We start from the raw sequence: 10,951 nt of genomic DNA, 5'->3' as shown, positions 1-10,951 counted from the left end.
GGCTGGATGTGCCGCTGCGCGGCACCCTGGGCTCCGCCCAGACCCGCGCCTCAAACGCCGGCGGGGCTGGAATTGCCCTGCGGGCAATCCAGCCGCGCCTGGCGGTCGGCAAAGGGGCTACTTTTCCGTGACGCCCGCGGAGTCGAAGGTGGCTACCTCGTGCATCGCGCGGGCCGCGCTCTGGACCAGCGGGAGGGCCAGCAGCGCGCCCGTGCCTTCGCCGAGGCGGAGGTCCAGGTCGACCAGCGGGCGCAGGCCGAGCTTGTTCAGGGCCGCGACGTGGCCGGGCTCGGCGCTGCGGTGGCCGGCGATGCAGGCGGAGAGGGCCTCCGGGGCGATGGCACGGGCCACCAGCGCGGCGGCTCCCGCGCTCACGCCGTCGAGGATGACCGGCGTACGGAGGGAGGCTCCGCCGAGGAGGAGGCCCACGATCGCCGCGTGCTCCAGGCCGCCGATCGCCGCCAGGACGCCGATCGGGTCCGCCGGGTCCGGCTGGTGGAGCTCCAGGGCGCGGCGTACGACCTCGACCTTGCGGGCGTGGGTCTCGTCGTTGATGCCCGTGCCGCGGCCGGTGACCTCCGCCGGGTCCACCCCGGTGAAGACGGAGATGAGGGCCGCGGAAACCGTGGTGTTCGCGATGCCCATCTCGCCCGTGAGCAGCGCCTTGTTGCCCGCCGCGACCAGGTCGCGGGCCGTCTCGATGCCGACCTCGATGGCCGCGACGGCCTCTTCGCGGGTCATCGCCGGGCCGGTGGAGAGGTCCGCCGTGCCCGGGCGGACCTTGCGGGGCAGCAGGCCGGGGGTGGCCGGCAGGTCGCCCGCGACGCCCACGTCGATCACGCAGACCTCCGCGCCGACCTGGTTGGCGAAGGCGTTGCAGACGGCGCCGCCGCCGAGGAAGTTGGCCACCATCTGGGTGGTGACCTCCTGCGGCCAGGGGGTGACGCCCTGGGCGTGGACCCCGTGGTCGCCCGCGAAGATCGCGACGGCCGCGGGCTCCGGGATCGGCGGCGGGCAGACCCGGGAGAGGCCCGCGAGCTGCGCGGAGATGATTTCGAGCATGCCGAGCGCGCCCGCGGGCTTGGTCATGCGCTTCTGCCGCTCCCACGCCTCGCCGAGCGCCTTCGCGTCGAGCGGGCGGATGCCGGCGACCGTCTCGGAGAGCAGGTCGTGCGGCTCCTCGCCGGGCAGGGCGCGGCGCCCGTACGTCTCCTCGTGGACCACCCAGGAGAGCGGGCGGCGCTGGGACCAGCCGGCCTGGGCCAGCTCGGGCTCCTCGGGGAACTCGTCGACGTAGCCGACGCACAGGTACGCGACGACCTCCAGGTGCTCCGGGAGGCCGAGCGCGCGGACCATCTCGCGCTCGTCGAAGAAGCTGACCCAGCCGACGCCGAGGCCTTCGGCTCGGGCGGCGAGCCAGAGGTTCTCGACGGCGAGGGCCGAGGAGTACGGGGCCATCTGCGGCTGGGTGTGCCGGCCGAGGGTGTGGCGTCCGCCGCGGGTCGGGTCGGCGGTGACGACGATGTTCACCGGGGTGTCGAGGATGGCCTCGATCTTGAGTTCCTTGAACTGCTTCGCCCGGGCCTTGGGCAGCGAGTTCGCGTAGGCCTCGCGCTGGCGCTGGGCGAGCTCGTGCATCGTCCGACGGGTCTCGGCGGAGCGGATGACGACGAAGTCCCAGGGCTGGGAGTGGCCGACGCTGGGCGCGGTGTGGGCCGCCTCCAGGACGCGGAGGAGCACCTCGTGCGGGATGGGGTCGGTACGGAAGCCCTTGCGGATGTCGCGGCGCTCGCGCATCACGCGCAGCACGGCCTCGCGCTCGGCGTCGTCGTAGGCCGGAGCCGGGTCGCCCACGACGGGTTCGGCCGGGTTCGGCGGCTCGGGCTCGCCGTCGCCTGCCCCGTCGACCGCGGCGGGCTCGGTCGGAACCTGCGGCTCGGCCTGCGCCCCGTCGACCGCGGCGGGCTCGGACGGGACCTGCGGCCCGGCGGGAGCGAGTTGGTCGGCCTGCGGCGCCGCGTCGGCCGCGGCGGGGTCGGCCTGCTCGACCGCCTCGGGCTCGGCGGGGTGGACCGCCTCGGGCTGTGCCTCGACAAGTACGGGTGCGACCTGCTCGGCCGGTGCGTCCGCGACGGGCCCTGCCACGGGCTCTGCCACCGGCTCCGCCGTGGCGGTGGCCACGGGATCGGCGGCCTCGGCCGGTGCCTCTGCCACGGGCTCGACGATCTGCTCCGCCGGGGGGGCGGGTACGGGTTCGGCCTGATCGGCCACCGGGGGCAGCGCCTCGGCGGAGACCGGTTCCGCGGGCGCGGGCTCGGCGAACACCGGCTCGGCGGCAGCCGGCTCGGCCGGCAGGGCCTGCGCCGGGACCGGCTCGGCCGCCTGGGCGGAAACCGGCTCTGCGGATACGGGCTCGGCGGGCCGGCCCACCGTTTCTGCGGGAGCGGCCGTCGGCTCGGCCGGGAGCGGCGCGGGTTCCACGGGCAGGGCCGTGGGCTCGGCCGGGAGCTCCACCGCCGCCGGGGCGGCGGGGAGCGGCTCCGGGCCGGCGGGGGCCGGGACCGGCTCGGCCTGGGCCGCGGGGGCCGCCGGCACGGGCTCCGGAGCGAAGACGGGCTGCGGCTCGGGTGCCGGGGCGGCCTCCGTCACGGGCTGCGGCGGCTGCGGCTGCTGCTGCTGCTGCTGCTCGGCGAACTGCGGCTGCGGGGTCCACGGGGCGCCGGCCTGCGGGGGGATCTCGGTGAGCTGCGGGGCCGGGGCCGCCGGGATGTCCAGGTACTCGGGGCCCGTGGTCGGCGGACCGGGCCGGCGCAGGGGCGCCGGCGCCGCGGCCGGACCGCGGTCCGCGAGGGAGCGTACGACCCCGCCGGTCGCCTCGGGCACGGGCGGACCCATGTGCAGCGGGCGGCGGACCGGGGCGGCGGCGGCCGGGGCCGCGGGCTGGGGGTACCCCTGGACGGGGTCCGGGGAGGGGACGGTGAGCCCGCCGAGGTCGAGCGCGCCGGAGTCACGCCCGCCCGCCTCGTGCGCGCCGGCGCCGTAGGAGGGGAACTCGGGGTACGCGGCCGGCTCGGTGTACACCGGGGCCTCGGGGTAGGACTGCTCGGTGCCGTAGGCCGGGAACTCGGGGGCCGGCGGGACGACCTGGGGGTCGCTCCACGCGCCCTGGCCGCTCGGCATCAGCAGGAGTTCCTCGTCCTCCGGCTCGGCCGGGTCGTCCACGAGGTCCTGGAAGGCGTAGCCGGCGGGAAGCGGTGCCGGGATCTGGACCGGAGCGGGGATGCCCTGCTGATCCACCATGCCCGCGTTGTCCGGGTGACCCTCGCCCGGGACCTGGCCGGTGTCAGTCATGCGTACCCCTCGCCCATCGGTGTTGCCTCTTCGATCGCCCGGCGCCACGTGACGAACGAACGGTCCGCGCGACAACCAGTAAGCATTGTCGCGCCCGTTCGCCATCATGGCGGCCATAACCGCCACGGTCCTCTGTGGACTGCGCCACGTCGTGCGTACCGGCTGTGCCGTGATGCCCGAATCGTCCTGGGCTGTACGACGATCGGCCAGCCTACCCCGGCCTCCGGGTCAGCGGTTCACCGGGCGTTCGGCTGCCAGCAGGAACACGACGGAACGGTCCTGTTCGGCCCAGGTCCGGGTGTCCAGGCCGACGGACTGGAGCAGGGCGCACTCGACGGCGTACCCGTGTTCGGTGAGTGCCCGGCCGATGGCTTCCGCCTCGTCGCGCGTGGAGGCGTGGCTGACGATCCGTTCGGGGCGCCGGTCGGCGACGGCCGCGACCACTTCGGCTCCGCCGCCGCCGACGCGGACGACGTCGGGCTCGGGCAGGTCCTCCAGTACGTGGGGCGCGCGCCCGGTGACGACCTGGACCTGCACTCCGCGCTTGCGGGCGGCGGCAGTTACGCGTTCGCAGGCGTCGGGGTCGGCGTCCACGGCGATGACGGCCGCACCGAAGGCGGCGGCGTCCACGGCCACGCCGCCGGCTCCGGCGCCGATGTCCCAGACGAGGTCGCCGGTGCGGGGGCCGAGCCTGGCGAGCTGAGCGGCCCGCAGGTGCGCGGACTGCCCCTCCGCCGCCTCGGGCTGCGGTCGGGCCCAGCCGCGGCCGGCGGCCGGGGTGGGGCGCTGCCCGAGCAGCCAGCCCGGTTCGGCCTCCGGGGCCTGTCCCCCGCCGCCGATGACGATGACGACGTTCGGGTCGCGCCAGTTGTGGTCGGCGACCTTGTCGGAGGTGAGGACGCTCACCTGCTCGCGCTCGGTGCCGAGTTCCTCGCAGACGACGAAGGTGCGGTGGACTCCTTCGAGGAGCAGCGCGAGTTCGACGGGCCCGGCGCCGGGCGAGGTGAGGACGGCGACCTTGGGGTGGGCGCGGCAGACGTTGACGGCGCGGCGCAGGCTGCGGCGGTGGGCGACGACGACCTGCGCGTCGTCCCAGGGCATCCCGGCGCGGGCGAAGGCGGCCGCGACGGAGGAGACGGCCGGGACGACTTCCACCTCCAGGCCGTGTTCGGGCGCGCGCAGGGTTCGTACGACGCCGAAGAAGCCGGGGTCTCCGTCGGCGAACACGACGGCGGTGCCGCGGTGGCCGGCGATGCGGCGGGCGGCGAGGCCGAGGCTGCCGAGGCGGATGCGTTCCGCGGTGGGCGGGACCTCGGGGAGTGCGAGGTGGTGGGCCGCGCCGGCCACCAGAGTGGCGGCGGAGAGCGCGGACCGGGCGGCCGCGTTCAGCGTCGAGCCGTCCCAGCCGATCACCGTGACCCGGTCGGCCATCGTCGTCAGTCTCCTGGTGTGGGGCAGGCGAATTTCGTCGGGGTGGGGTCGGGCACGGTGAGACTACCTGGTCATCGGGTCAGCTCCAGTCGGCGCCGACGGCGTAGCCGTTCGCGTCGGCCCGCTGTCGATACGAGTAGTCGTCCTCGTATCCGTACGTGTTGTCGTACTCGTCGGCTTCGTCGAGGTCCTCGGGGACCAGGCTCCAGACGATGAGGTCGGTACGGGTGTCGGTCCAGGTGCCGTCGGGCGTCTGCGTGCGCACTATCCAGGCGTTGCGCAGGACGCCTTCGCTGATGCAGCCGATCTTCTGGGCCACCTGCTGGGAGGCGGTGTTGTCGGCCGCGGTGCGCAGTTCGAGGCGTTCGAAGCGCTGGTCGCGGAAGAGCCACTGGGCGACGGCGAGTACGGACTCGCTGGCGTAGCCCTCGCCACGGGCCCACGGGGCGGTGACGTAGCCGACCTCGGTGGCGCGGGTGCGCCAGTTGGTGTTCTGGAGGTGGACGATGCCGACGAGGCGCTGGGTGAGGAACTCGGTGACGGCGAAGACGATGCCGCGGCCCTCGGTGCGTTCGGCGTGGGACTGCCGGGTGGCCCAGGAGTGCGCGTCCGCCTGGGTGTAGGGGTGCGGCACGGAGGTCCAGGCGGTGACGTTCTCGTCGTTCATCATCTCGGTGAGCGCGGTGACGTCGTCTTCCTCGAAGGGGCGCAGCACCAGCCGGTCCGTGCTGATGGTGACGTCCGGGAAGGTGGTAGTCATGCGCAGCTCCATCGCCTTTGCTGGACCGTTTGCGTGGGTCGTAGGCCACAGCATGCAGCATGGGCCTCGGGAAGCGCATGGCCGGGTTGCCCGGAAGCGGGCAGAACTCGGCCCCGCACGTCCACCTGGGGTGCGGGGCCGGAATTCAACGGTCGGTCAGGACTTCGGGGCGCCGAAGGCCGGGATGACCGAGCCCTGGTACTTCTCCTCGATGAACTTCTTGACCTCGTCGGAGTTCAGGAGCTTGGCGAGCTTCTGGATCCGCGGGTCGTCCTGGTTGCCTTCCTTGACCGCGAGGAAGTTGGCGTAGGGGTTGCCCTCGGCCTTCTCCAGGATCAGCGCGTCCTTGGCGGGCGACAGGTTGGCCTCGATGGCGTAGTTGCCGTTGATGACGGCGGCGTCCACGTCGTTCAGGGCGCGCGGGACCGTGGCGGCCTCCAGCTCCTTGAACTCCAGGCCCTTCTTGTCGGTGATGTCGGACAGCTTGGCGCTGGTGCCGACACCCTCCTTGAGGGTGATCAGGTTGTTCGCGGCGAGCAGCTGGAGCGCGCGGCCCTCGTTGGTGGTGTCGTTGGGGACGGCGATGGTCTGGCCGGCCTTGATGTCGGTGAGGGCCTTGACCTTCTTGGAGTAGAGGCCGAGGGGCTCCAGGTGCACGTCGACGACGGGCACGATGTGCGTGTTGTTCTTCTTGTTGAAGTCGTCGAGGTACGGCTTGTGCTGGAAGTAGTTGCCGTCGACCTGGCCCTGCTCGGCGGCGGTGTTCGGCAGGACGTAGTCCGTGAACTCCTTGACCTCCAGCTTGAGGCCTTCCTTGGCCGCGAGCTTGTCCTTGACGAAGTTCAGGATGTCGGCGTGCGGGCTCGGGGAGGCCGCGATGACGAGCGGCTTGCTCTCGTCGGTCTTGCCGCCGTCGGCCTTGGTGGAGGACGGGTCCGAGGAGCTGCCGCAGGCGGTGAGGCCGAGGGCGAGCGCGGAGGCGGTGGCGGCGAGGGCGGTGAGCTTGATGTTCTTACGCACGAAGAGTGCCTTTCTTGCATTTGTGTGGGTGGTGGCCCAAGCACGACAAGTGCGGGCTCATGGGGGAAAAGTTCTGTTCAGGCTGTCCGGCCGCGGCGGGCCAGGAGGCGAACCACGCCGTCACCGATCAGCTGGATCACCGTGACGATGGCGATCAGGACGACGACGGTGGCGAGCATGAAGCCGGTCTCGAAGCGCTGGAAGCCGTAGGTGATGGCTTTGGAGCCGAGCCCTTCGCCGCCGACGGCCCCGGCCATCGCCGAGTAGCCGACCAGCGTGATGACGGTGGTGGTGACGCCGGCGACCAGGGAGGGCAGGGCCTGCGGGAGGAGCACCTTGCCGACCAGGGTGGGGATGCCGCCGCCCATGGACTCGACCGCTTCGATCAGGCCGTGGTCCACCTCGCGGACGGCGGTCTCGACGAGCCGGGCGAAGAAGGGGATGGCGCCGATGGCGAGCGGGACGATCATGGCGGTGGGGCCGATGAAGGTGCCGACGATCGCCGTGGTGACCGGGATCAGGAAGATCAGCAGGATGATGAACGGGAGCGAGCGGCCCATGTTCACGATCACGCCGAGGACCTTGTTGAGCGGCCGGTTCTGCAGGAGGCCGCCCTTGTCGGTCAGGACGAGCAGGATGCCGATGGGCAGTCCGCCGAGGACGGTCACCAGGGTGGACCACAACACCATGTAGAGGGTGTCGTAGGTGCCCTGGGTGAGCAGGGGCTGCATCTCGGACCAGGTCACTTGGCACCATCCTTGACCAGTGCGGCGAGTTCGTCCGCCAGGCCGTCGGCGCTCTCGCCGCCTTCGACGAGTTCGACCTGGAGGCCCTGCTCGCGCAGGAAGCCCACCGGGACCACGTTGTCCTCGTAGCGTCCGGGGAGCTCGATGCGCATCCGGCCGATCTGCTTGCCGGCGACGGTGTCCATCGCGGCGCCGAGGATCGAGATGTCGATGTTGTACGTCCGCGAGAGCTGGGAGATGACCGGCTGGGTGGCCGCGTCGCCCTGGAAGGTGACGTCGACGACGGTGCGGTCGGGTCCGGTCGCGGAGCCGGTGACGGGGAAGAGTTCGCCGGCGAGCTCGGAGCCGGGGGTGGCGAGCAGCTCGGCGACGGTGCCGGACTCGACGATCCGGCCCCGCTTCATGAGGGCGGCCGAGTCGCAGACGGACTTGACCACGTCCATCTCGTGCGTGATGAGCAGGACGGTGAGGCCGAGCTGCTGGTTGAGGTCGCGCAGCAGCTGGAGGATGGAGCGGGTGGTCTCGGGGTCGAGGGCGCTGGTGGCCTCGTCGGAGAGCAGCACCTTGGGGTCGCCGGCCAGGGCGCGGGCGATGCCCACGCGCTGCTTCTGGCCGCCGGAGAGCTGGGTCGGGTAGGCCTTGGCCTTGTCGGCGAGGCCGACCAGGTCGAGGAGTTCGAGGGCCTTGCGGGAGCGGTCGCGGCCGGGGACGCCGAGGATCTCCAGGGGCAGCTCGATGTTGCCCTGGACCGTGCGCGAGGACAGCAGGTTGAAGTGCTGGAAGACCATGCCGATGCGGCTGCGGGCCTCGCGGAGCTCCTTTCCGGCGCGGCGGCCGCTGCCTGCGAGCGCGGTGAGGTCGACGCCGTCGACGGTCACGGTGCCGGTCGTGGGGCGCTCCAGCAGGTTCACGCAGCGGATCAGGGAGGACTTGCCGGCGCCGCTCTGGCCGATGACTCCGTAGACCTCTCCCTGGCGGACGTGTAGGTCGACGCCGTCCAGGGCGGTGACCTCGCGGTCACGGGACTGGTAGACCTTCGTGAGGCCCGATGTGGTGATCACAGGAATTCCGTCGCTGTCGAGTGCACGGCGCGTGCGGGTGCCGTGCACGGGGCAATCATCTGGGGACGCGATGCGGCTGAAACCAGGATGAATCGATGGTCTCGGCGTGCGCGGGGCAGGAGCGGTCCGGGATGGGTGGACAGGCTCGGCCGGTCTCGCTTCGGGGCGCGAGGCTTGCGGAAGGGGGCCCTCAGAAGGCGCGCATTCGACACATACAACGAGCACCGGGCGTCATCGTCGCCTCGGTCGCAAGGGTGCGGCTGCTCGTCGTGGTCATGGGCCCAAGTAAAGCAGACATGTCGCTTCACCGATCAACGATGTCCGGATAGCGGACGGATTTCGGCCGCATACCGGACGGCGTCGGTCGGACCCAGCCATCCGTCCCAAGGGGTAGAAGCCCGTCGGTCACCTGCACCGACACGGCGGACGGGTCCCGTACGACCGCGTCCGCGTCGAGTTCGGCCGCGGTGTGCGTTGTGGTCAACGCCACGGCCCCCGTACCGGCCGCGAGGCCGGCCGCGGCGGGGCGGCCGCCCCGGTGGTGACAGGGGTGCGCGTCTCGGGTCTTTCGGCCCGTAATACCCTCGCAGCATGCTCGACGCCCTGACGGTCGCCATCGGCGTGGCCGCACTCGCCCTCGCCGCCTGGTGCGGCCACGCCGCATGGCGGGACCAGCCGACCAAGGACTGGCACTTCATCGGGATGGCCGTGGTGACCGTACTGGTCCTGGCCCAGCTGGTGATCGGCCTGGTCCTGCTGGCCCGGGGCGAGAAGCCCGACGAGGGCAAGGTGATCTTCGTGGCCTACCTGGTGGGCGCGTTCGCCGCGGTGCCGGCCGCCGGGATGCTCTCGCTCACCGAGCGGACCAAGTGGGGCTCGGTGACGGTGGCCGCGGGCGCGTTCGTGCTCGCCGTCCTCGAAGTACGGCTCTATGACATCTGGGGGACTCCCGGTGCCTGACACGACGGACACCACGGAACCGACGACGCCCGCTCCCGCCGGGCGCGGGCGGCTGGTCTCCGGCCCCGGGCTGCTGCTCGTGTGGCTGTACGGGGTGATGGTGGTGGGCGCGCTCTCGCGCTCGGCCTACCAGATCTCCACCCAGTTCGACCGGGCGCCGCTGGCCATCTCGCTGTCCGCGGTGGCGGCGCTCGTCTACGCGTTCATCACGTACTCGCTGGTGCGGGGCGGGGAGACGGCCCGCCGGGCGGCGCTGCTGTGCTGCGCCGCCGAGCTGACCGGCGTACTGGTCGTGGGCACGTGGACCCTGGTCCGCCCGGAGGCCTTCCCCGAGCCGACCGTGTGGTCGAGCTTCGGGATGGGCTACCTGTTCATCCCGGTGATCCTTCCGATCACCGGGATGCTCTGGCTGCGCAAGCGCTGAAAGCGGGCCGGGGTGCCGGGCTTCGGCCCGGCCCGGCGACCGCGACGCTCCGGGTTCCGCCGAGCTCCCCGGCCGGGGGCTACGCGCTGACGGCGAAGTCGGTCGCGTCCTTGGCGTCCTTCTCCAGGATCACGAGCTGCACGCCGTCGGAGGCGGTGCGGCCGCCGACCTGGGTGTAGCCCGCCTTCCGGTAGAGCCGCAGGTTGGACTCGCTCTTGTGGCCGGTGTGCAGGCGGAAGCGGGTGGTGCCGGCGTGGCCCGTGAGGGCCTCTTCCACGGCGCGCAGCAGGCGGGCGCCGAGTCCGTGACCCTGCAGGCGGGGGTGGACGCAGAGCTTGGCGATCTTGCCGGTGCCCTCCTCGTCGACGTTGCCGCGGACGGTGCCGACCACCTCGTCGCCGAGCCGGGCCACCAGGACGGTGTCCTTCGCCAGCTCCTCCTTGAGGGAGTCCAGGGACTGGGTGAGCGGCTGGATGAGGTAGTTGCCGTACAGCTCGGCCTCGCGCTGGAAGGCCAGGTACTGCAGTTTGAAGATCTGCTCAGCGTCCTCGGCAGCCGCCGCCGAAATGGTCACGCTCATGCCCATGTGCGCATGCCTCCCGCTCACCTGGTAGCCCATTGGTCTACCGCTCCTTTCCCCACAGGCCAGGAGCCGCAACCTCTGCAGCCAGCATTCTGCGCAGACATCCCAGGCAACGGGAACGGACGGGCCCCAAACTTCCTTGTGAGATACCCAACTCTCCTGCGATTTCACGGTAAGTGAGGTCTCTGGGCGAAAGAAGTGCCTTCATCAGCTCGGGACACCGTCCGGGCAATCGGGCGACGGCCGATCGCAGGGCCCGGTTCTCCTCCCCGTGCAGAAGGGCGTCCTCCGGTTCGGCGGCGACCGGTGAACCGTGGGGGTGGTGGCCGTCCACGGAGTGACGACGGTGGTCATACGGGATCTCTCGGCGCGCGCGGCGCCGGGCGCGGCGGGCCTCCGCGCGCACCGCCCGGCGCAGCCAGCGGGCCGGCTCGGCCGGATCGGGGGTGCGTTCCCCCTGCTCCAGCAGCCTGACCCAGACGGCTTGTTCCAGATCGGCCGCGTCCACTCCGGTACCCGGAGCCTCCGCGGCCGCTTCGGCGGAGAGCAGCGGGCCCAGTTCGTTCAGCAGGTCCATGCCGGGCGGGACGAGTGGGCCGGGCCCGGTGGTTTCCC

General features: G+C 72.2%; 10 protein-coding genes. 2 read left to right on the top strand and 8 right to left on the bottom strand.

All coding sequences use genetic code 11. The features are described from left to right. Positions 1–117 precede the first annotated feature (117 nt). The 6 genes from cobT to ACFV9H_RS36140 all read right to left on the bottom strand — a co-directional run bounded on the left by cobT (position 118) and on the right by ACFV9H_RS36140 (position 8,369). A complete protein-coding gene (gene cobT, locus ACFV9H_RS36165) occupies positions 118–3,351 on the bottom strand; it encodes a nicotinate-nucleotide--dimethylbenzimidazole phosphoribosyltransferase (protein WP_385407041.1) in 3,234 nt (1,077 codons plus the stop codon). Positions 3,352–3,579: 228 nt separating this feature from the next. Continuing rightward, positions 3,580–4,782: a precorrin-6y C5,15-methyltransferase (decarboxylating) subunit CbiE gene (cbiE, locus tag ACFV9H_RS36160; protein WP_385407038.1), complete on the bottom strand. Its 1,203-nt coding sequence runs from the start codon at positions 4,780–4,782 to the stop codon at positions 3,580–3,582. A gap of 79 nt (positions 4,783–4,861) precedes the next feature. Continuing rightward, the gene (locus tag ACFV9H_RS36155) at positions 4,862–5,542 is read right to left on the bottom strand and encodes a GNAT family N-acetyltransferase (RefSeq protein ID WP_385407035.1); all 681 of its coding nucleotides are present in this window, start codon (positions 5,540–5,542) and stop codon (positions 4,862–4,864) included. Positions 5,543–5,698: 156 nt separating this feature from the next. Next, positions 5,699–6,562: a MetQ/NlpA family ABC transporter substrate-binding protein gene (locus ACFV9H_RS36150; RefSeq protein WP_385407032.1), complete on the bottom strand. Its 864-nt coding sequence runs from the start codon at positions 6,560–6,562 to the stop codon at positions 5,699–5,701. A 77-nt stretch (positions 6,563–6,639) separates the two neighbouring features. After that, positions 6,640–7,308, bottom strand: a complete 669-nt coding sequence (locus ACFV9H_RS36145) for a methionine ABC transporter permease (RefSeq protein WP_385407029.1) — start codon at positions 7,306–7,308, stop codon at positions 6,640–6,642. Continuing rightward, positions 7,305–8,369: a methionine ABC transporter ATP-binding protein gene (locus ACFV9H_RS36140; protein ID WP_385407026.1), complete on the bottom strand. Its 1,065-nt coding sequence runs from the start codon at positions 8,367–8,369 to the stop codon at positions 7,305–7,307. The genes ACFV9H_RS36145 and ACFV9H_RS36140 overlap by 4 nt, the downstream gene beginning before the upstream one ends. Before the next feature lie 591 nt (positions 8,370–8,960). Between ACFV9H_RS36140 and ACFV9H_RS36135 the strand changes: the two genes are divergently transcribed. Beyond that, positions 8,961–9,329 carry a hypothetical protein gene (locus ACFV9H_RS36135; RefSeq protein WP_385407023.1) on the top strand — a complete coding sequence of 123 codons (369 nt, stop codon included), beginning with the start codon at positions 8,961–8,963 and terminating at the stop codon, positions 9,327–9,329. Continuing rightward, positions 9,301–9,753: a hypothetical protein gene (locus ACFV9H_RS36130; RefSeq protein ID WP_385407020.1), complete on the top strand. Its 453-nt coding sequence runs from the start codon at positions 9,301–9,303 to the stop codon at positions 9,751–9,753. Before ACFV9H_RS36135 ends, ACFV9H_RS36130 begins: the two co-directional genes overlap by 29 nt. A gap of 79 nt (positions 9,754–9,832) precedes the next feature. Here ACFV9H_RS36130 and ACFV9H_RS36125 read toward each other — a convergent pair whose 3' ends face one another. Both ACFV9H_RS36125 and ACFV9H_RS36120 read right to left on the bottom strand, forming a co-directional pair. Beyond that, positions 9,833–10,339, bottom strand: a complete 507-nt coding sequence (locus ACFV9H_RS36125) for a GNAT family N-acetyltransferase (protein WP_385407047.1) — start codon at positions 10,337–10,339, stop codon at positions 9,833–9,835. Positions 10,340–10,376: 37 nt separating this feature from the next. Next, positions 10,377–10,913, bottom strand: coding sequence for an RNA polymerase sigma factor (locus ACFV9H_RS36120; RefSeq protein ID WP_385407016.1), 537 nt, complete (start codon positions 10,911–10,913; stop codon positions 10,377–10,379). Between the last annotated feature and the right edge of the window lie 38 nt (positions 10,914–10,951).

It is taken from the genome of Streptomyces sp. NPDC059874 (assembly GCF_042731135.1).
Classification (GTDB): Bacteria; Actinomycetota; Actinomycetes; order Streptomycetales; family Streptomycetaceae; genus Streptomyces.
The sequence above is the reverse complement of the archived record's forward strand: the minus strand, read 5'-3'. Positions and strand labels throughout refer to the sequence as shown.

Coding starts and splice junctions, on each gene's coding strand:
- cobT (WP_385407041.1), bottom strand. CDS start 3,351: ATGACTGACACCGGCCAGGTCCCGGGCGAGGGTCACCCGGACAACGCG.
- cbiE (WP_385407038.1), bottom strand. CDS start 4,782: ATGGCCGACCGGGTCACGGTGATCGGCTGGGACGGCTCGACGCTGAAC.
- ACFV9H_RS36155 (WP_385407035.1), bottom strand. CDS start 5,542: ATGACTACCACCTTCCCGGACGTCACCATCAGCACGGACCGGCTGGTG.
- ACFV9H_RS36135 (WP_385407023.1), top strand. CDS start 8,961: ATGCTCGACGCCCTGACGGTCGCCATCGGCGTGGCCGCACTCGCCCTC.
- ACFV9H_RS36130 (WP_385407020.1), top strand. CDS start 9,301: ATGACATCTGGGGGACTCCCGGTGCCTGACACGACGGACACCACGGAA.
- ACFV9H_RS36125 (WP_385407047.1), bottom strand. CDS start 10,339: ATGGGCATGAGCGTGACCATTTCGGCGGCGGCTGCCGAGGACGCTGAG.
- ACFV9H_RS36120 (WP_385407016.1), bottom strand. CDS start 10,913: ATGGACCTGCTGAACGAACTGGGCCCGCTGCTCTCCGCCGAAGCGGCC.